The sequence below is a fragment of the Vreelandella sp. 162(4c) genome, from assembly GCF_058152265.1.
The window spans coordinates 4224806-4244049 of the sequence record NZ_CM176981.1; the positions used below are offsets into that span (position 1 = coordinate 4224806).

General features: G+C 55.8%; 19 protein-coding genes. 12 read left to right on the top strand and 7 right to left on the bottom strand.

From position 1 onward, the window contains the following. On the bottom strand, positions 1–735 hold the full coding sequence (locus AC4EYZ_RS19395; RefSeq protein WP_009288178.1) for a YebC/PmpR family DNA-binding transcriptional regulator: 735 nt from the start codon (positions 733–735) through the stop codon (positions 1–3). A gap of 235 nt (positions 736–970) precedes the next feature. Between AC4EYZ_RS19395 and AC4EYZ_RS19400 the strand changes: the two genes are divergently transcribed. Further along, entirely contained in the window at positions 971–1588 is a 618-nt protein-coding gene (locus tag AC4EYZ_RS19400; protein WP_022522487.1) for a LysE family translocator, read from the top strand. Between the two features lie 58 nt (positions 1589–1646). Further along, positions 1647–2138, top strand: a complete 492-nt coding sequence (locus AC4EYZ_RS19405; protein WP_039860245.1) for a glutathione peroxidase — start codon at positions 1647–1649, stop codon at positions 2136–2138. A gap of 20 nt (positions 2139–2158) precedes the next feature. Here the strand turns inward: AC4EYZ_RS19405 and AC4EYZ_RS19410 are convergent, their stop codons facing one another. After that, entirely contained in the window at positions 2159–2545 is a 387-nt protein-coding gene (locus AC4EYZ_RS19410) for a DUF7079 family protein (RefSeq protein ID WP_027960003.1), read from the bottom strand. A 289-nt stretch (positions 2546–2834) separates the two neighbouring features. Here AC4EYZ_RS19410 and fabV point away from each other — a divergent pair, with 289 nt between their 5' ends. The 3 genes from fabV (at position 2835) to AC4EYZ_RS19425 (ending at position 5473) form a co-directional block, all read left to right on the top strand. Continuing rightward, positions 2835–4046 carry an enoyl-ACP reductase FabV gene (gene fabV / locus AC4EYZ_RS19415; protein ID WP_027960004.1) on the top strand — a complete coding sequence of 404 codons (1212 nt, stop codon included), beginning with the start codon at positions 2835–2837 and terminating at the stop codon, positions 4044–4046. A 55-nt stretch (positions 4047–4101) separates the two neighbouring features. Further along, on the top strand, positions 4102–4317 hold the full coding sequence (locus tag AC4EYZ_RS19420) for a hypothetical protein (protein WP_022522490.1): 216 nt from the start codon (positions 4102–4104) through the stop codon (positions 4315–4317). 178 nt (positions 4318–4495) lie between these two features. Continuing rightward, the gene (locus AC4EYZ_RS19425; protein WP_171051191.1) at positions 4496–5473 is read left to right on the top strand and encodes a GlxA family transcriptional regulator; all 978 of its coding nucleotides are present in this window, start codon (positions 4496–4498) and stop codon (positions 5471–5473) included. Positions 5474–5479: 6 nt separating this feature from the next. Here the strand turns inward: AC4EYZ_RS19425 and AC4EYZ_RS19430 are convergent, their stop codons facing one another. Next, positions 5480–6274, bottom strand: a complete 795-nt coding sequence (locus tag AC4EYZ_RS19430) for an SDR family NAD(P)-dependent oxidoreductase (RefSeq protein ID WP_490203970.1) — start codon at positions 6272–6274, stop codon at positions 5480–5482. Between the two features lie 233 nt (positions 6275–6507). On the opposite strand from AC4EYZ_RS19430, the gene AC4EYZ_RS19435 reads away from it, so the two are divergent. The 5 genes from AC4EYZ_RS19435 to astB are packed head-to-tail and all read left to right on the top strand — an operon-like array spanning position 6508 to position 12727. Next, a complete protein-coding gene (locus AC4EYZ_RS19435; protein ID WP_474193071.1) occupies positions 6508–7722 on the top strand; it encodes an aspartate aminotransferase family protein in 1215 nt (404 codons plus the stop codon). A gap of 50 nt (positions 7723–7772) precedes the next feature. Next, the gene (locus AC4EYZ_RS19440; protein WP_490203971.1) at positions 7773–8837 is read left to right on the top strand and encodes an arginine N-succinyltransferase; all 1065 of its coding nucleotides are present in this window, start codon (positions 7773–7775) and stop codon (positions 8835–8837) included. Then, positions 8837–9868 (top strand): arginine N-succinyltransferase, encoded by a 1032-nt coding sequence (gene astA / locus AC4EYZ_RS19445; RefSeq protein WP_474192898.1) that lies wholly within the window; start codon positions 8837–8839, stop codon positions 9866–9868. The genes AC4EYZ_RS19440 and astA overlap by 1 nt, the downstream gene beginning before the upstream one ends. A gap of 22 nt (positions 9869–9890) precedes the next feature. Next, positions 9891–11363, top strand: a complete 1473-nt coding sequence (gene astD, locus AC4EYZ_RS19450; RefSeq protein ID WP_474192897.1) for a succinylglutamate-semialdehyde dehydrogenase — start codon at positions 9891–9893, stop codon at positions 11361–11363. Further along, positions 11360–12727 (top strand): N-succinylarginine dihydrolase, encoded by a 1368-nt coding sequence (gene astB, locus AC4EYZ_RS19455; RefSeq protein ID WP_474192896.1) that lies wholly within the window; start codon positions 11360–11362, stop codon positions 12725–12727. Before astD ends, astB begins: the two co-directional genes overlap by 4 nt. Before the next feature lie 157 nt (positions 12728–12884). Here the strand turns inward: astB and arcC are convergent, their stop codons facing one another. Genes arcC through AC4EYZ_RS19475 form a run of 4 tightly spaced genes read right to left on the bottom strand, consistent with a single transcriptional unit; the run spans position 12885 to position 17523 of the window. Then, on the bottom strand, positions 12885–13790 hold the full coding sequence (gene arcC, locus AC4EYZ_RS19460) for a carbamate kinase (protein WP_009288186.1): 906 nt from the start codon (positions 13788–13790) through the stop codon (positions 12885–12887). A 15-nt stretch (positions 13791–13805) separates the two neighbouring features. Continuing rightward, positions 13806–14807, bottom strand: coding sequence for an ornithine carbamoyltransferase (gene argF / locus AC4EYZ_RS19465; RefSeq protein WP_009288187.1), 1002 nt, complete (start codon positions 14805–14807; stop codon positions 13806–13808). Positions 14808–14825: 18 nt separating this feature from the next. After that, complete coding sequence (locus AC4EYZ_RS19470; RefSeq protein ID WP_027960012.1) at positions 14826–16055, bottom strand: arginine deiminase; 1230 nt, start codon at positions 16053–16055, stop codon at positions 14826–14828. Between the two features lie 22 nt (positions 16056–16077). Then, positions 16078–17523: a YfcC family protein gene (locus tag AC4EYZ_RS19475; RefSeq protein ID WP_009288189.1), complete on the bottom strand. Its 1446-nt coding sequence runs from the start codon at positions 17521–17523 to the stop codon at positions 16078–16080. 651 nt (positions 17524–18174) lie between these two features. Here AC4EYZ_RS19475 and AC4EYZ_RS19480 point away from each other — a divergent pair. Both AC4EYZ_RS19480 and AC4EYZ_RS19485 read left to right on the top strand, forming a co-directional pair. Continuing rightward, entirely contained in the window at positions 18175–18825 is a 651-nt protein-coding gene (locus tag AC4EYZ_RS19480) for a sigma 54-interacting transcriptional regulator (protein WP_474191126.1), read from the top strand. Continuing rightward, complete coding sequence (locus AC4EYZ_RS19485) at positions 18737–19045, top strand: AAA-type ATPase lid domain-containing protein (RefSeq protein ID WP_474191125.1); 309 nt, start codon at positions 18737–18739, stop codon at positions 19043–19045. The genes AC4EYZ_RS19480 and AC4EYZ_RS19485 overlap by 89 nt, the downstream gene beginning before the upstream one ends. Positions 19046–19244 lie beyond the last annotated feature (199 nt).

A 19244-nucleotide genomic window follows, 5' to 3' on the forward strand; every position in this document is an offset into this window, starting at 1 on the left:
TTAGGCGTCTGTAGACTCGGGCAGCTCACCGCTGTGATAGACGTTTTGCACATCGTCCAGTTCGTTGAGCATGCCTAGGAATTTTTCGAACATCGCTACATCATCGCCTTCCACCGGGGTGGTGGTTTGCGGCAGGAACTGAATCTCGTCTGCCTCAAAGTCAATCTCACCGAAGGCATCTAATAATGCCTGTTTGGCTTTGGCGTAGTCGGTATGTGGGGCAAAAACGGTGATCCGCTCACCCTCTTGCTCAATATCGGTGACATCCACATCGGCTTCCATCAGCGCTTCAAGCACGGCTTCTTCATCGTTTCCGGCGAAGGAGAAGATAGCGCAGTGGTCAAACATATGGCTGACGCTACCGGGAGTGCCGATTTTACTCTTGGTTTTGGTGAAGCAGCCGCGCACATCGCCAAAGGTGCGGTTGGGGTTGTCGGTAAGGCAGTCGACAATCACCATCACATTGCCAGGGCCGAAGCCTTCATAGCGTGCAGGCGAGAAATCCTCGCCACCGGCACCGCTGGCTTTGTCGAGCGCTTTATCAATAACGTGAGAGGGCACCTGATCTTTTTTGGCCCGCTCCATTAAGCCGCGCAGCGCCAGATTGCCATTAGGGTCGGTGCCGCCCGCTTTAGCGCAAACGTAAATCTCGCGTCCATATTTGCTGTAGACCTTGGTCTTTGCATCGGCCGTTTTGGCCATGGATTCCTTACGGTTCTGAAAAGCCCTACCCATGTTGCCGTCCTATGTTTTCTAGACCTATGTTCTCTATATGCCCCGCGCAATGAGCGGCGGGGCGGATGTTTTCAAAAGAGCGAATAAATCGCATAGAGCAAAAGATTAAATTTTACCCAACAGCGTACCATGCTAACAGCGTTATTTAAGACGCTTACCGAAGTGTTGCTTGGCTTGGCGTATACTGGCCATCATTGCTCATATTTTGATTTTGACCCCTCAAGGAGGAAAAGACATGCCGTTAACACTCTGGCTATCGCTCGCCGCGATTTGTGCCATGGGCGCTATGTCGCCGGGGCCGAGCTTGGCACTGGTGCTGCGCCATACGTTAGGCGGCGGGCGTTTTACTGGAGTGACCGCGGCAGTTTTCCATGCCTTTGGTGTAGGCTTTTATGCGCTCCTTACCGTTTGGGGGCTAGGCGCGATAATCGCCGGTTTTCCGCTGCTGTTCCAGCTGATTACCTGGTTCGGCGCGGCTTATTTGGCGTGGCTAGGGGTTAAAGCGCTGCGTGCCGGGAAAGCCGGTGCCTTAGAGCCTAATGCGATTGTCACTAGCCGAGGGCAGGCGGCCAAAGAGGGCGTGCTGGTGGCATTAGGCAACCCGAAGCTGATTCTGTTTTTTGTTGCACTACTGAGCCAGTTTGTGACCCCGGAGATGAGTGGGGTAGCTAAAGCTATCATTGTGTTAACGGCGATGATTATTGATGGCGGCTGGTACGTGCTGGTGGCGGTGGTGCTTTCCCACTCGCAGATTCTGCCCTGGCTACAGCGGCGTGCCCATTGGATTAACCGCATCACGGGCGTACTGTTAATCGCGCTGGCGCTACGAGTGGTCGCCGGACCGCTGGTGTAAAAAGCATAGCCGTGGCATGGTGATACCCATGCCGTTTGGGGTTTTGTGGGGCTGATTGATGCAAATATACGACCAAGACTGCTATACCCACCAAGGGCTGCCGTTCAATTTACGTGCGCTACGCGGCCAAGTGCTGCTGGTGGTTAACGTTGCCAGCCAGTGTGGCTTTACCCCGCAGCTAAGCGAACTCGAAACCCTTTTTCAGCGCTACCGGGATCGTGGCTTCACTGTGCTCGGTTTCCCGTGTAATCAGTTTGGCCGCCAGTCGCCGGAAAGTGCTCAAGCGTTTTGCCAGTTTGGCGAGCAGCAGTTTGGAGTCAGTTTTCCGCTACTGGAAAAGGTCAATGTCAATGGGAGTGATGCCCATCCACTGTTTGTGCTGCTCAAGCGCGAGGCGCCTGGAGTCCTAGGCACACAGCTGATCAAATGGAATTTTACCAAGTTCCTGGTGGGCCGTGATGGCAAGGTGATAGCCCGATTTGGGCCGCGCTATCACGGGCGCCCGCTACGCCTGGCATTAGAAGAAGCCTTGGATCAAACATACCCATAGCCCCACAGGGCACTATCCCTCTATACCTGCTCGCCCCGCGCGACTGCTACACGATTCATGAGTGCGTTCCAGCGGTGACGCACCATCATGGTCGTTAAGCCTGAAAACAGCGCCCAGCTTTTGCGGCGCCAGCCCTTCAAGCGCATATTGTGATTGACCAACTGCTTCATCAGCTTATAGTCGTCAAATTGTCGCCACTCGCTGGCGATTGAAAGCTGATGGCGAGACATCACCGGTGCCATTTCCAGGCGAAACATCCATTCGAGCTCGTTAAGCGTCATATCATAACGCTCTATGACTTCGACCATACGCGCGTAATCGCGTTCGCTGGGTTCACGATCCAGCCACAGCGGGGCTAGCGCTAGCCATAGATCGCCGCGTTCATCTACTAGCTGCTGTGCATTCATGATCGCCTCGTGGGAAGTCGTTGCTGATATAAGTACTTTGGCAGCTATCGTGACGCGAATGCGCCCCGAGCTCAAGGGCGGGCAGGAGCTCAAGGATGGAGAGTCGCTCATGGGAGGACGATAGCTCAGGAGCGGACAGAGCGCACGGAGGCAGCTAGAATAGCCTCTATGAGTCATGACACTGCTATGCCACAAACTATGCCAAAAGCTATGGCAAAACGGTGTCGCTAGTTATGATGTTGCCAGTTACGATATTAAAAGCTAAATCAATCCGATAAAGAGGTTCTCTGTGATTATTAAACCCAAAGTACGCGGCTTTATTTGTACCACTACTCATCCCATCGGCTGCGAGCAGAACGTTCGCGAACAGATTGAAGCGACCCGTGCTCGCGGTTTGGATAAGCAGGCTGGCCCAAAAAAAGTACTCGTCATTGGGGCTTCAAGTGGCTATGGGTTGGCAGCCCGTATTACCGCAGCTTTTGGCTACGGCGCCGATACCCTGGGCGTTTTCTTTGAAAAGCCTGCCACCGATAAGAAACCCGGCACCGCAGGCTGGTACAACAGTGCCGCCTTCGATAAGTTTGCCAAGCAGGAAGGGCTGTACAGCAAATCGATTAACGGCGATGCGTTCTCCCATGAAGCGCGGGAAAAAGCCATTGAACTGATCAAGCAGGACATGGGCGAGATCGATCTGGTGGTGTACTCGCTGGCATCACCCGTTCGCAAGCTGCCTGATAGCGGCGAACTTAAGCGCTCGAGCCTAAAGCCAATTGGCGAAACCTACCGCGCCACTGCTATCGATACCAATAAAGACGCGATTATCGAAGCAGAAGTAGAGCCAGCCACCCAGCAGGAAATCGACGACACCATTACGGTAATGGGGGGCGAAGATTGGGAACTGTGGATGGAAGCGCTTGACCAAGCTGGTGTGCTGGCAAAAGGTGCGCGTAGCGTGGCGTTTAGCTATATCGGTACTGAAATCACTTGGCCGATCTACTGGCACGGTGCGCTGGGTAAAGCCAAGGAAGACCTTGACCGCGCTGCAGCGGCTATCGACGCCAAGCTGAAAGAGAGCGGTGGCGGTGCCAATGTGGCGGTACTCAAGTCGGTGGTCACCCAGGCGAGCGCGGCCATTCCGGTAATGCCGCTTTATATCGCCATGGTCTACCGCATCATGAAAGAGCAGGGTCTGCACGAAGGCACGATCGATCAATTGAACCGTCTATTCGGCGAGCAGCTCTACTCAGCCCAAGGCAAGCGCGGTGAAATGGTCACTGATGAGGTAGGGCGCCTGCGTTTGGATGACTGGGAACTGCGCGATGACGTTCAGCAAGCGTGTCAGGATCTTTGGCCTGAAGTGACGACTGAAAACTTATTCGAGATTACCGACTATGCTGGTTATAAGCACGAGTTCTTGAAGCTGTTTGGCTTTGAGCGTGACGATGTCGATTACGATGCCGACGTCAATCCAGAGGTTACGTTTGATGTCGTGAATCTGTAAGCCATTCACAGAGGCGGTAGCGCCGCCCAATTCGACCGGAACGCTGGAGGTGTTTATGGACACTAGGGAAAGCAAAACCCCGGAAGAAGAGAAGCAGCATATTATCAATGAGCGGATACCTGAGGATTATGAAACCTCAAAACCTCATCTACAGCCTGAAGCCAAGAAGCGGCCAGGCGGGCTGTATAAGCTACTCCCGATAGTGGTGATCATTGTCGGCGTGATTGTGGTTAGTATCGTCGTGTTAGGCATTATTAACCGCGGTAATTAGTACTTAACCATTCTCTCTTTTTTGCCGGGCCTTGCGCCCGGCAATTTGCATTCATGCGTCACGTTTTTGTTGCAGTGGTCATAACGCTGCCATCCTCTACGCAATTGGGTAAGATGATCGTTTATCTATGTCGATGGCGGTCTTTCATGCATCTTTTCATGCAACTCAATCAGTTATCATGCAGCCCAACCCGTTAGCCTCACAGGCAGCGCTACCGCGTCGGCGGGTGGCCTTTTTGCTGCTGCCAGGTTTTTCGTTATTGACCCACGCCAGCGCACTGGAACCGCTACAAATGGCTAACCAGCTGAGTGGGCAGATGCTTTACCACACCGTCACATTAAGTCTCAATGACGAGCCCGTGCGCAGTGGTGCTCAGCTTTCGCTCATTGCTCAGCACGCACTAAGTACCGCATTAGGCCCGCTTGACCTGCTGTTGATATGCGCACCAACACCGCTGCCCTATACGCTTCCTGCAAAGTTGAATGAGTGGCTCCGTGGGCACCAGGGGCGTGGTGTGGCACTGGGTGGGTTGGCAGGGGGCACTGAAGTGTTGGCACGCTGTGGGTTGCTTGAAGGCTATCGTGCGACGCTGCCCTGGCAGCGTTTTGAGGCCTTTGCTCAAGCCTATCCGCAAGTGACGCTTTCTCAACAGCTGTTTGAAATTGATCGCGACAGGCTGACCTGCGCGGGGGGAACCGCGGCCATGGATTTGATGCTCACGCTGATTGGCCAGCATCACGGTGCGCGCTTGGCGGAGCAGGTGTCTGAGCAGTTTGTCTGCGACCGCATCCGCTTGGCAGATGAGCGCCAGCACGTGCCGCTGCGTAGCCGCCTGGGGCATGCGCCGCAAAGTCTGGTGGAGGCTGTCACGCTTATGGAAGCCAATATTGAGGAGCCGCTCTCGACCCTGGAACTGGCCGAACATCTGGGTATCTCTCGGCGTCAGTTGGAGCGGCTATTTAAGAAGTATCTGCAGGCGGTCCCTAGTCGCTACTACCTGGATTTACGCTTACAAGAGGCGCGCAAACAGCTTCGCGATAGTGACCGGCCGGTAGGCGATATTGCGTTTGCCACGGGATTTTCCTCAGGCGCGCACTTTTCTACCGCCTACCGTCACCATTTCGGCATGACGCCGAGAGAAGAGCGCCTGGGTTAGAAAGATTCAGGTTAATGTATCCACAATGCCACCTTCCACACGCAGTGCCGCCCCGCTGGTTGCACTGGCTTGGGGAGAAGCGGCGTAGACGCTCATACTCGCGACTTCTTCGGGTGTTGCTAAGCGCTGGATAATTGAAGAGGGGCGGTTCTCTTTAACAAAGCGTTCTTCCATCTCTTGCTGAGAGATGCCCTCTTTTTCCGCCATTTCCCCCATCATCTTGATCACGCCTTCTGAACGGGTCGGCCCAGGTAGAATGGCATTCACGGTGACCTGGGTGCCGCTGAGCACTTTGGCCAGCCCGCGAGAGACGGAGAGCAGCGCCGATTTGGTCATGCCGTAATGCACCATCTCACTAGGGATGTTGATCCCCGACTCGCTGGAGATAAACTGTATGCGGCCCCAGTCGCGCTCGCGCATGCCCTGGGCGTAGTGACGGGAAAGCCTCACCGCGCTCATGATATTAATATCGAAAAATTGCTGCCACGTAGCGTCATCTACATCGAAAAAGTCCTGCGGGGCGAAAATGCCTACGTTATTGATCAGGATATCTGCGCTGGGCTGCTGTTTAATAAGCGTTTGGCAACCTTCAGCGGTACCGAGATCAGCCGCCACGCCTTCTACCTTGGCATTGGGAGTGTCTTTTTTAAGTGCGCTAATGGCGCCATCAACACGTGCTTGGGTACGCCCTGTTATGACCACGTCAGCGCCTGCCTTGGCGAGCCCTTGAGCAATTGCAAAACCGATGCCCGCTGTAGAACCCGTGATAATGGCGCGTTTGCCGCTTAGATCAATCTGCATACGCTGGTCTCCTCTCATCCTGAGTGTCGGTGCTCATCACTATGCAACGCAGCTCAGCGCATAACCGCATAGCTTGCTAATAAGTATGGGGCTCTTTTAGAGTTCTTCAAGGCGGTTCAGTGATACGCCGAGACGCCGCTATTCATAATTTGCCGTCCCATTGCTGAAAGCGCTTGGACTCTTTACCACCTTATACTGTTGTTACTACTTTCCTCCACTGGAGCTAGCGACCCATGAGCCATACCCCAAGCCGTCAAGATTACGACCACTACATGACGCCCAACTACTCACCACAGCAGGTCATTCCCGTGCGTGGTGAAGGTAGCCGCTTGTGGGATCAACAGGGCCGTGAATATATCGACTTTGCCGGGGGCATCGCGGTTAACTCCCTTGGTCATTGCCATCCAGTGCTGGTCAATGCGCTCAAAGAGCAGGGCGAGAAGCTGTGGCACCTTTCCAACGTATATACCAACGAGCCAGCGCTGAACTTGGCCAAGACGCTGGTCGAGCGCACCTTCGCCGATAAGGTGTTCTTATGCTCCTCCGGCGGTGAAGCCAACGAAGCTGCGCTTAAGCTGGCACGCCGCTGGGCGGTGGATAATCACGGTGAGCAGAAAGATAAAATCATCTCGTTTTACCAATCTTTTCATGGTCGCACCTTCTTTACCGTCAGCGTGGGTGGCCAGCCCAAATACTCCCAGGGCTTTGGGCCGGTACCGGGCGGAATTCTGCACGCTAATTACAATGACCTGGATAGTGTTCGCAAGCTGGTTGGCGACGACACCTGCGCAATTATGGTTGAGCCCATGCAGGGCGAGGGCGGTATCGTGCCCGGCACGCAAGAATTCCTCCAAGGGCTGCGGGATCTGTGCGACGAGCACAATGCGCTACTGATTTTTGACGAAGTGCAAACCGGCGTTGGTCGTAGCGGAGAACTCTACGCTTATAAGAACTACGGCATTACGCCGGATATTCTTACCAGTGCCAAATCCTTGGGCGGCGGTTTCCCCATTGGCGCCATGCTGGCTATCGACTCGGTGGCTAAATCGCTGGTTGTTGGCACCCACGGTTCTACTTACGGCGGCAATGCGCTGGCATCTGCCGTTGCCTTGGCGGCGGTGGAGCTTATCGATACACCAGAGGTGCTCGAAGGCGTTAAGCATCGCCACGATCTGTTCCGCGAGCATTTAGAAACCATCAACCGCAAGCATGGCGTGTTTAAAGAGATTCGCGGTATGGGCTTATTAATAGGTGCCCAGATGTCGGATGCCTATGAAGGGCGTGCCAAAGACATACTGCCGCTGGCGATTGAAGAGGGCTTGATGGCGCTGGTCGCCGGGCCGAACGTACTGCGTATGGCGCCTTCTCTGGTCATTCCTGAAGCGGATATCGCCGAGGGCATGGCCCGCTTAGAGCGCGCGATTGAGCGATTAGTTGCGGCAGCATGAGTGAACAACAAGCTGCGTCAATCGTGTTAACTGAAGGGGAGGCATCGAGGATGCTGGTAGTTCGACCCGTTAAAGCGTCTGATCTCACGGCGCTTGAGCAATTAGCCGAGCATGCAGTACCTAAGCTTACTAACTTGCCTGCTAACCGTGAGCGGCTTCAGGAGCGCATTGCGCGCTCTCAAGACGCCTTTAATGGTGACGTCGAGTTTCCAGAAAACGAGCACTATACGTTTGTTCTCGCCGATGACACACGTGAGGAAGTGCTCGGTACCGCCACCATTCGTGCCCAGGCGGGTGCCAATGAGGCCTACTACACCTACCGCCAGGAAACGCTGATTCACGCCTCCCAGCAGTTGAACGTACGTCGTGAAGTGCAGACGCTAGCGCTCTCCCATGAAGTTTCTGACGCTACCCTGCTGTGCGCCTTTTCGCTTAACCCGCGTTATAAAGGCACCAGCGCGGAGAGCCTGCTACGCCGGGCGCGGTTGATGTTTATCGCCCAATACCCAGAGCGCTTTTCGCGTATTCTGGCGGTGGCGTTCCCCGGCTACCTGGATACGCGCAGTGAATCGCCGTTCTGGGAAAGCGTGGGGCGGCACTTTTTCGCCCGCAGTTTCCAGGATATTAACCACATTGCCGGGGTGCGCTCGAAAAGTTTTATCGCCGAAGTAATGCCCCAGTTCCCGCTCTATTTGCCGCTGCTAACGCCCCAGGCGCGGGCGGCGATAGGTCGTGAGCACCCTGCTCACGAAGAGGCGTTGGAGGAGATGCTGGCGGAGGGCTTCGCGCGTTCGCGCCATGTGGATATTTTCGACGCCGGGCCGATTGTCAAAGCCGAGCGCGAGCGGTTGGAAACCTTCCGCAGTGCTGCCTGGCACCCGGTGCGCATTCGCCCTGAACACGCTTTGCCGGATGCTGAACCCGCGCTGGTTGCCAATCAAAAGCTGGGCGAGTTTCGCTGCATCGTCGCCCGCTACGCGCTGTCACCCACGGGCCAGTTGATGCTCTCAGCGGAGCATGCTGAGCGGCTGGGTGTCACGGAAGGGCGAGCGGTGCTTGCTGCGCCGCTGACGCTACCCACCGTGGTAGACGCGCTTGATGAAGGAGAAATGTAATGCGCATTCGACCCATTGCCCGTGATGATCTGGATGGGCTTCAGGCGCTTGCGCAGCAGGCGGGCGTTGGCTTTACCTCGCTGCCGGATAATCGCGAGTTTCTAGCCGGTAAGATTGAAGCGGCTGCCAGTGCCTTTGAAGAGCGCACTCCGGTGGATGATCGGCTTTATTTCTTTGTGCTAGAGGATGAAGTAAGCGGCGAGTTGGCGGGCTGCTGCGCCATTGAGGGGCAGGTGGGGCGCGAGGTGCCGTTCTATAACTATCGGCTGGGAACCCTTGCGCACTCATCCATTCAGCTGGATCTTCACCGCACTATCGACACGCTGTTTTTAAGCTCCGACCACACCGGCGATGCCGAAGTATGCTCGCTGTTTCTGCGTCCTGAGTATCGCGGCGAAGCCAACAAACATTTGCGCAATGGCGCGCTGCTCTCCAAAGCGCGCTGGCTGTTTATTGCCCAGTTTCGTGATCGCTTTCCCGATAAAGTGCTGGCGGAGATGCGTGGGGTGTTTGATGAGCACAATACCAGCCCCTTTTGGGAGAGCCTGGGCAAGCACTTCTTTCCCATGGATTTCAGCGAAGCTGACCGCTTAACCGGCCTGGGGCAGAAGAGCTTTATTGGCGAGCTGATGCCCAAGTTCCCCATTTACACCACCTTTATGGCCGAAGAGGCGCGGGCTTGTATTGGTCAGGTGCATCGCCACACCCGCCCGGCGCTGGAGATGCTTAAGAAAGAGGGGCTGCGCTGGGAAGGCTATATCGATATTTTTGACGGTGGCCCGACGGTGGAGGCGTACATTGATGACGTGCGTGCCATTCGCAACTCACGGCTCTGCCAAGTGGAAGTTTCTGCCGCTGCCAGCGAAGAGAGTGTCAGCCGCTGGCTGGCCGCCACCACCCAGATGCTGCACTTTACCGCCAGTTGGGTAGGCCGCGCGCCTGCTGATGACAACACCATCGTGCTTAGCGAACAAGAAGCGAAGCGCTTAGGCGTTGCCACCGGCGATACCCTACGGCTACTCGAGACCTAGGCGACGTTTACAGGAGAGTTTTATGCACGCCCAACAGCAGCAACTGATCAATGGCGCCTGGGTCGCAGGCGACGCCGAGCCGTTGAGCAAGCACGATCCCGTTTCCGGACAGCCGTTATGGCAAGCAGCGACGGCCAGTACTAAGCAGGTCGCAGCCGCTGTAGAGGCCGCCCGCGGTGCCTTCCCCGGCTGGGCGCGCACACCTTTTGCCGAGCGCCAGGCGCTTGTCGAGCGATTTGCCGAGGTGCTAAAAACACGTGGTGAAGACCTGGCCGTGGCGATTGCTTCAGAGACCGGTAAGCCGATCTGGGAGGCGCGTACCGAAGCGGGTGCCATGGTGGGTAAGGTGGCGCTGTCGGTTAAGGCGTATAACGAGCGCACCGGGGAGCGGGCAAAAGTGGTGGGCAGTGCAAATGCGGTGCTGCGCCATCGTCCTCATGGTGTGATGGCGGTGTTTGGCCCTTACAACTTCCCTGGCCACCTGCCCAACGGCCATATGGTGCCTGCGCTATTGGCGGGTAACTGTGTGGTCTTCAAGCCCAGCGACCAAACCCCGCTTACCGCGGATTTGACCCTGCAGTGCTGGCTAGAGGCCGGGCTTCCGGCAGGCGTCATTAACCTGGTGCAGGGCGGTGTGCCGGTAGGCCAGGCACTGGCAGGTAACCCGGATATTGATGGCCTGCTGTTTACCGGTAGCGCCAAAGTGGGCGGTATGCTGCACCAGCAGTTTGCCGGACAACTGGATAAAATTCTGGCGCTGGAACTAGGCGGCAATAACCCCCTGGTAGTGAAGGATGTCGACGACGAGCGTGCCGCGGTATTGACCATTCTGCAGTCGGCGTACCTCTCCGGCGGCCAGCGCTGCACCTGCGCGCGGCGTTTGATGGTGCCGGAGGGTGCTGTCGGTGATCGATTGATCGATGCGCTTTCTGAGGCGATCGCCAAGTTACACGTGGCGGGCCAGTTCGAAGAAAATCCTGCGCCGTTCTATGGCGGTTTGGTCAGCGTAGCGGCGGCGGACGGCCTGCTCAAGGCCCAAGAGGAGCTGGAGGCCATGGGCGGTACGGTGATCAATCGTATGAAGCGCCAGAAAGAGAGCACCAGCCTGTTAAGTCCCGCGCTAATTGATGTGACCGGTCTTGACGTGCCGGACGAGGAGCACTTCGGCCCGCTGCTGAAAATCCACCGCTATCGCGATTGGGATGAAGCGCTACAGCTTGCCAATAACACCCGCTACGGGCTCTCCGCCGGTTTAATTGGCGGCGATCGAGCCGATTGGGATGACTTCCTGCTGCGTATTCGTGCTGGAATCGTCAACTGGAACCGCCAAACCACCGGTGCATCCGGCGATGCACCTTTTGGTGGTGTGGGTGACAGCGGCAACCACCGTCCCAGCGCGTTTTACGCGGCGGATTACTGCGCCTACCCAGTCGCCTCCATGGAAGCTGACAGCCTGGAGATGCCCGAGACCCTGCCGCCGGGAGTGAGCCTGTGAGTGCCGCCGATCTCAGCAGCGTTAGGGAAGTCAATTTTGACGGCCTAGTCGGCCCAACCCATAACTACTCTGGGTTGGCCGTGGGCAATGTCGCGTCCATGAGTCACGGCGGCTTAGTCTCCAATCCCAAGGAGGGCGCGCTGCAGGGGCTGCTTAAGATGAAGTCGCTGATGGACGCGGGCTATGCCCAGGGCGTTCTGCCACCCCAACAGCGCCCCGATATTGGCGCACTGCGCGATTTAGGTTTTAGCGGTAGTAATGGTGAGGTGCTGGCTCGTGCTTCTAAAGAAGCGCCGCAACTGCTTCGGGCGGTGTGCTCGGCGTCCAGTATGTGGACGGCTAACGCGGGCACTATTACTCCCAGCATTGATGCACCCGATAGTCGGGTACACTTCACACCAGCGAACCTACAGTCCAGCTTTCACCGCTACCTGGAGCCGCAAACCACGGGACGTGTGCTGCAAGCGATCTTCCGCGACGAACAGCACTTCTGCCACCACCCGGTGCTGCCCGCTACGCCAGCCTTTTCGGATGAAGGTGCAGCCAATCACACCCGTTTGTGTGGTGAGTACGGCGAACCCGGCGTTCATCTGTTTGTATATGGCCGCCAGGCGTTTGGTGACGTGCGTAGCGGCGAGCGCGAACCCAAGCGTTACCCTGCCCGACAGACCTTGGAGGCCAGCCAAGCGGTGGCGCGCCAACACGGGCTAACGGACGCACAAACGGTGTTTGCCCAGCAACACCCGGACGCCATCGACGCGGGCGTATTCCACAACGACGTCATTGCAGTGGGCAATGGCCCCGTGCTGCTCTACCACGAAATGGCCTTTCTGGATGAAGAAGGCACGCTCGATGAGCTGCGCACCAAAATGGCCAGCCCGCTGATTCCCGTGCGCGTGCCCTTGGAAGCGGTAAGCATGGAGGATGCGGTAGCCTCGTATCTATTTAATTCGCAGCTGCTCTCCAACCCGGATGGCACCATGACGCTGGTAGTGCCCGGCGAATGCCAGGAGCGCGAGGCGGTATGGCGCACCATTCAGGATTATCTGCTGGCGGGCAATAATCCGATCAGTGAAGTGGTCGTTAAAGACGTCAAACAAAGCATGCGCAACGGTGGTGGCCCCGCTTGCCTGCGCCTGCGCGTGGTGCTAACGGAGGCCGAACGTGCAGCGCTCTCTGGCCGCGTGCTGCTCACCAATGCACTGTACACTGACCTGACCGCGTGGGTGGAGCGCCACTATCGCGTTCGCCTCGCCCCGGACGATTTGGCCGATCCACAGCTGGCGGAAGAGTCGCTTGTTGCACTGGATGAACTGACGCAGTTACTGCAGATTGGTTCGGTCTACCCGTTTCAGTTGGGGTAGGGGATTGATTAAACAGAGTAAAGAGAGAATCAAAAGAGCCATCAGACTTGGTGGCTTACCTCTATTGGTTTTATAAGGCGGAGGCTGTGACAACTGATGAAGGCGTCCTTCGGTAGGTACACGTCCTCATTAAGTCTGCAATAAGCAGTAAAAAGCGTTAGCTAGCAACACAAGTGCCCGCCCGTAGTTTAAGAATATCTAGTGCATCCTCTAGACGGCCGATACCACTGATGCCTCCGCTTTCAGCGAAATTGCACGCGGCGTCCATTTTTGGCCCCATAGAACCAGCCGGCAGGTCCAGCTTGCGAGCTTCATCCAGCGTTAATTTATGGATAGGTGCAGCGGTGTCCTTACCGAAGTCACGGTAGATGGCGTCCACGTCAGTGAGAAGGAGCAAGGCATCTGCGCCCAGCTGGCTGGCCAGAAGTGCGCTGGCGGCGTCTTTATCGATCACGGCTTCGATGCCGATCATGCTGCCGTTCTCTCGGCGAAGAATGGGGATGCCACCGCCTCCGGCGCAGATCACCACAACGCCCTGTTCCAGCAGCAGCTGGAGCACCCTCATGTCGGGTATCTCCAAGGGCTTGGGCGAAGGCACTACCCGCCGCCACTTGTCACCATCCTGAGCGATGTGCCAACCGGCGGCTTCGGCTTTGGTCTCGGCTTCTTCCCTTTCGTAAACTGGCCCGACAAACTTGGTGGGATTGCTGAAGGCGGGGTCATTCTTGTCGACCAGAACCTGGGTAAGTAGGGTGGCCACAGGTCTGTTATGGTCCAGGGCGTTTTCCAGTTCCTGCTCGATGATGTAGCCGATCATACCTTCTGTTTCAGCGCCCAGTACATCCAGCGGATAAGCTTCGTCCGGCTTATAGGCAGCGCCCTGAAGCGCCAGTAAGCCTACCTGGGGGCCATTGCCGTGAGTGACTACCAGCTGGTGGCCGGCGCGGATGATTTCGGCCAATGATTCGGCGGCAATTTTCACGTTGGCGCGCTGGGCCTCGGCGGTCAGGGGCTCCCCTCGCCGCAACAGGGCATTGCCTCCCAGAGCTGCTACTACAAGCATGTCATGCTCCTCGAATCAGTTTCCAAGAGTGGCGACGAGCACCGCCTTAATGGTGTGCATTCGGTTCTCCGCCTGATCAAATACGATAGAGGCGGGACTTTCAAAGACATCGTCGGTGACTTCCATGGCATCGATGCCGAACTCGGCCTGTATTTCCTTGCCTATGGTGGTCTCGGTGTTATGGAAGGCCGGCAGACAATGCATGAACCTTACGCGGGGGTTGCCGGTTTTCTCCATCAGGGCAGCATTGACCTGGTAGGGCTGCAACAGTTTGATTCGCTCTGCCCACTTTTCCTTCGGCTCACCCATGGACACCCACACATCGGTGTAGACAAAATCCACGCCTGCCACCGCAGCATCGATGTCTTCCGTGATCATGATTCGTGCGCCGGTCTCACTGGCAATGGTCTGTGCTTCATTCTGAATAGCCTCGCTGGGCCAACAGGCCTTGGGCGCACACAAGCGCACATCCATTCCCATCATGGCGCCGCCGATCAGCAGGCTGTCGCCCATGTTATTCGCAGCGTCCCCGATAAATACAAAGGCAACATCCCGCAGCGGCTTTTCCACATTTTCCTGCATGGTCAGGAAGTCTGCGAGGATCTGTGTAGGGTGGAATTCATTGGTCAGCCCATTGTAAACCGGCACGCCGGCATATTGTGCCAGCTCCTCAACCACCGTCTGGCCGAACCCCCGGTATTCGATGGCATCGTAAACGCGGCCGAGCACACGGGCGGTATCCTTGACGGATTCCTTGTGGCCGATATGGGTGCCCGTCGGGCCCAGATAGGTTACTCGGGCGCACTGATCAAACGCTGCAACCTCAAAGCCTACCCGGGTTCGGGTGGAGTTCTTTTCAAAGATTAGCGCTATGTCCTTGCCCTGCAACTGCGGTACTTCGGTGCCAGCGTACTTGGCTGTTTTCAGGTCGGTGGAAAGCTTGAGCAAAAAACTGATCTCTCGGGGCGTAAAGTCCCTCAGGGTCAGGAAGTGCCGGTTCTTGAGATTGAAAGCCATGGTTCTGCTCCTTCCTTGTCAGACTGTATCTCGTATTGTCGGGCAGCTCATGCAACGCCCGCCGCCCCGGCCCCGGCCCAACTCCGCTCCGGGTATGGCCAGTACCTCTATGCCGGCTGCCTCCAGCGCAGCATTGGTATCGTCGTTGCGGTCATAACCGATGACGACCCCCGGACTCAGTGCTAGCACGTTATTGCCATCGTTCCATTGTTCTCGCTCCCGTTCGGCAGGGGTATCGCCACCCGTGGCGACCACTTCCAGGGACGGGTAACCAAGTACATCGGCAACAACATCAAACAGCGGGCGGCTGTCCTGGAAGAACGACAGGTGCTTGCTGCCTTCCCCCGGACGCAGGTCGTAGCAAACCATTTCATCTGCGACTTCCTTGAAAGTGGTCACTACATTGCCGCCACAGAAGGTAAACACGGTATCCAGGTGCATGGCAGAACGGGTCTTGGGAATCTGGCAGGCAATTATCCGTTCTGCAGTGCCGTTAGCAAAAAGCGTCTTGGCCAGCTGGCCAATGGCTTGCGGGGAGGATCGTTCCCCCATCCCCACCAGCACGACACCATTACCCACCGGCATGATGTCCCCTCCTTCCAGGGTCGCCAGCGCATGATCTTCAAGCGGGTCGCCCCAATGCACGTTCACCTTGCCGGCAAACTTCGGATGGAAACGGTAGATCGCGCTCATTAGCAGCGTCTCTGGTTTGCGCGCAGCCCAGTACATAGGGTTCAGGGTGACACCGTCATAAATCCAGGCGCTGTTATCCCGGGTGAACAGTAAGTTGGGCAGTGGCGGCAGCACAAAGCCGTGAGGCCCCAGATGGTTACCGAACAGCCCTGAAGGGTCGAAAGGCAGGTCTCCTACTTCCAAACCACCAATGAGAAATTTCGCCAGCGTATTACCCGGCAGTTCGTTCATCCATGCGCGAAGGTCGGATACCATGCCTACCCCGATATGATTCCAGGTAATACGGTGGTCTAGAACCCAGGTACGTGCTTCGGGAATATCAAGCGTTGTCGCCAGCAGGTCGTTAACGTCCAGAACCTCCACACCCCGTTCACGCATTACCTCGGCGAATACGTCATGGTCTTTCTGTGCCTGCTTGACCCAGAAGACATCGTCGAACAATAACGCATCGCAGTTGGAGGGAGTCAGTCTTCTATGGGCTAGCCCAGGGCGGCAGACGATAACTTGCCGTAAAGTCCCAGTTTCCGAGTGAACGCCCAAAGTGTGTTCTGACATGTCGCATACTCCTTTGCCCTGGTTATAGAAATGCACCAATGCTAATAACTGCACTGATAAAAACAGTCAAAATAAGAAGGAGAGGCCAGATAAATACTAGCCAACGGTCATAAGAGATACGGCCTATCGCTAGGCCACCGACCACTACGGCAAAGGTCGGGTTTATCAGATTAACCAGGCCGTTGGCTGATTGGTAAGCAGTTACCACCAAGTCACGTCCCACGTCAGCAAAGTCGCCCAAGGGCGCTAAAATAGGCATGGATAGTACGGCAAGTCCGGATGAGGAGGGTACGAAGAAACTCATTCCTACCTCGATCCAGAACATCAAATTGATAAAGGTTAGTTCAGGCAATCCACCTAATGTACTTTCGGCGCTATGCAAGATGGTATCGGCAATCATGCCTTGTTCCATGATCACCACGATGCCGCGTGCCAGACCAACGACCAGGGCTACGCCGAGCAGATCGCGGGCGCCGTCGACAAAACTACTGGTCAGCTTTTTCTCGCCCAGCCGAGCGATGATGCCGATCACAATGGCGGAACCAAAGAAAAGTGCGCCCATCCTAGCCATCCACCAGCCTTGGGACGAGACGCCCCAAATCATCGCAATGAAGGTCAGAGCAAAAATAACAAGGGTAATTTTCTGAGTGCCTGAAAGATCAAAATTTTCCAGCTCGTCGTGTCCCTGTAGAAAGAGTTTGCGGTGTGCATTCTGTTGTCTGGCCACAACGGAGCGAGCAGGATCCAACTTAATGCGTTTGGCGTAGCGCATCACGTAGACTGAACAAATCACCAGCCCGCCAATCAGCAGCACCAGCCGAAGTACAATTCCATCTGTAAAAGGAATATCCGCTGCGTTAGAGGCAATGACAGTAGCGAAGGGGTTGATGGTGGAGCCCAGCACACCAATACCAGCGCCGATCAGAATCACGGCGACTCCTGTGATCGCATCATAGCCAGCAGCGATGATGATGGGGATTAGAATGGCATAGAAGGCCAGAGTCTCTTCTGCCATGCCGTAGGTGGTGCCTCCAAGGGCAAACAGCGTCATCAGGATGGGGATCATCCAGATCTCTCGGCCTTCCAGCCGATGCATCACGTTACGTATCCCCGTGTCGATTGCGCCGGTAGCATTGATAACGCCTAAGAAGCCACCCAAAAACAGCACAAATAAGGCAACGTCGATGGCATTGGCGGCATAGCTGTCGGGATCATAGAAACCCGCCGTGGGGGCCAGCATGATGTCCACAAAACCTTGAGGGTTTGAATCAACCGTTACATAGGTGCCAGGTACTGCAATTTCGCGTCCGACCTCTTCGTTCATCGTACGTTCGTATTGCCCGGCAGGAATGATCCAGGTCAGCGCCGCTACAAGAATAATTAGCAGGAAGAGAATTGAGTAGGCTGTAGGGAACCGTGTCGCTAGATCCTCTTCAGGCTTTGATGGAGTGAGCTTTTCATCTGACATGCGTTGTCTCCGACCTATGGTTAAGGAGCAATCAACTATATTCAGTGTAGTCCCATTACAATGGCTTGAATTGATTTAGATCAATCACGCAAAAGTGCATGCAGATGCAGCTAATAAATGGCGAAAAATTTAATTGGTCGAGCCGTGCTTGCTGCTGTAACTGGTAATGCAGATTTTGAGCTTTGGTATGTTCTGAAGACGAGCTGGTAAGTTTTTCGTAGCTTTAACTATTATTATCTTTTACGTTTTTACTTCCTGGCTAGGCGATTCACGGGATTGAACGATACGACAATCGCGCTTTCACGCAGCGGGAAAGTGCTGTACGCGACTGACCGAGCGCTAAGGGGTCTTCGTCATCGATGCCCCCGCTTGCTGGACAGTCAGAATGGTAGGTTGGATCTCGGCCAAGACGGCATCAGGATGACCTCAGTGAGTTTCACTGAATTCATCGAAAAAGTGATTCCCGGCGTGCGCTGTGAGCCAGTGATGGAGCAGAAGCTGATCGGCTAATTCTCATTCTGCCCAATGCCTCTCCAGCGGCGCCTGCCAAGAGGTTGATCCAGCCGCAACGGAGCATCGGTTTCGAAGATATCATCGGCGAAAGTCACATCATGCTGGAAACTTGTGTGACCGCACGAAAGATGGCGCAGAGTGGTGCCCCCCATCCTGATCGAGGGCGAGACGCGGGTAGGCAAGGAGCTGTTCGCGCGTGCTATCCACAACGAATTGCCACGCTCGGGTTCGTTCGTCCCGATTAACTGTGGCGCGATGTCCCGTGAATTGATGGCCAGTGAGCTGTTCGGTTATGAAAAGGGGGCTTTTACCGGTGCGGATCGCTCGTCTGCCGGCAAGATCGAGGTGGCAGATTGTGGCACTCTATGCCTTGACGAAATCGGCGAATTGCCGCCCGGTATGCAGCCGTATCTGTTACGGGTACTGGACGACGGTATCGTCTACCGTATCGGCAGCCATCAGGAAAAGCGGGTAGCCATCGGTCTGGTATCGATGACCAACCGCAACCTGGCCAATGAAGTGGAAAAGGGCACCTTTCGTCAGGATCTGTTTTATCGCATTGCTACGCTGCGCTTGAGGGTTCCGCCTCTGCGCGAGCGGGGAGACGACGTGCTGTTGATCGCCGAGCAGCTGTGCAGAACGCTCGACAGTGAAACGGGGAACACCCCCCGTTTCACTGTCGAGCGAGGCCCAGGACTGCTTGAGTCATTACCATTGGCCCGGAAACGTGCGCGAGCTGCGCAATGTTCTGGAAATGTCGATGCTAATGGCTTCGGGGAAATGCATTGAATGGCACGACTTACCCGAGGAGGTTCGTATGAACCAAGAGGCCCCTTCAGCGACGAATAGGCTAGAATATACGTCGACTTCTGATCTCAGGACAACGGAAGAGCTTCTCATCAAAGAAACAATAGCGCGCCAAGGAGGTAACTTGACCCAAGCGGCAAAGCAACTCGGCATTGCCCGATCCACGCTCTACAGCCGGTTGGCTAAAGAGGCGAAACGGTAGCGGTAGTAGCCCTGATTTGACGAAGCCACATTACCAGATTCGTTTGATAATAGACGCTCTTTATCTTCCCGGTGTGAACTCGTTCTAACCGCCAGCTTGCTTTGTTTTATGCGCCCAGAAGAGAGCAATGCAACAATATATGTTGACTTTTAGTGAATGAAGAAGGCATTGCAATGGTGCGTCATTGGCGGCAAACGCG

Bases quoted from the DNA above. Each gene is read 5' to 3' on its own strand.
- AC4EYZ_RS19440 (WP_490203971.1), top strand. From the start codon at position 7,773: ATGCTGGTAGTTCGACCCGTTAAAGCGTCTGATCTCACGGCGCTTGAG.
- AC4EYZ_RS19470 (WP_027960012.1), bottom strand. From the start codon at position 16,055: ATGTCAGAACACACTTTGGGCGTTCACTCGGAAACTGGGACTTTACGG.
- AC4EYZ_RS19410 (WP_027960003.1), bottom strand. From the start codon at position 2,545: ATGAATGCACAGCAGCTAGTAGATGAACGCGGCGATCTATGGCTAGCG.
- argF (WP_009288187.1), bottom strand. From the start codon at position 14,807: ATGGCTTTCAATCTCAAGAACCGGCACTTCCTGACCCTGAGGGACTTT.
- astD (WP_474192897.1), top strand. From the start codon at position 9,891: ATGCACGCCCAACAGCAGCAACTGATCAATGGCGCCTGGGTCGCAGGC.
- AC4EYZ_RS19425 (WP_171051191.1), top strand. From the start codon at position 4,496: ATGCAGCCCAACCCGTTAGCCTCACAGGCAGCGCTACCGCGTCGGCGG.
- astA (WP_474192898.1), top strand. From the start codon at position 8,837: ATGCGCATTCGACCCATTGCCCGTGATGATCTGGATGGGCTTCAGGCG.
- AC4EYZ_RS19430 (WP_490203970.1), bottom strand. From the start codon at position 6,274: ATGCAGATTGATCTAAGCGGCAAACGCGCCATTATCACGGGTTCTACA.
- AC4EYZ_RS19475 (WP_009288189.1), bottom strand. From the start codon at position 17,523: ATGTCAGATGAAAAGCTCACTCCATCAAAGCCTGAAGAGGATCTAGCG.
- AC4EYZ_RS19405 (WP_039860245.1), top strand. From the start codon at position 1,647: ATGCAAATATACGACCAAGACTGCTATACCCACCAAGGGCTGCCGTTC.
- AC4EYZ_RS19420 (WP_022522490.1), top strand. From the start codon at position 4,102: ATGGACACTAGGGAAAGCAAAACCCCGGAAGAAGAGAAGCAGCATATT.
- arcC (WP_009288186.1), bottom strand. From the start codon at position 13,790: ATGCTTGTAGTAGCAGCTCTGGGAGGCAATGCCCTGTTGCGGCGAGGG.
- AC4EYZ_RS19435 (WP_474193071.1), top strand. From the start codon at position 6,508: ATGAGCCATACCCCAAGCCGTCAAGATTACGACCACTACATGACGCCC.
- AC4EYZ_RS19400 (WP_022522487.1), top strand. From the start codon at position 971: ATGCCGTTAACACTCTGGCTATCGCTCGCCGCGATTTGTGCCATGGGC.
- AC4EYZ_RS19395 (WP_009288178.1), bottom strand. From the start codon at position 735: ATGGGTAGGGCTTTTCAGAACCGTAAGGAATCCATGGCCAAAACGGCC.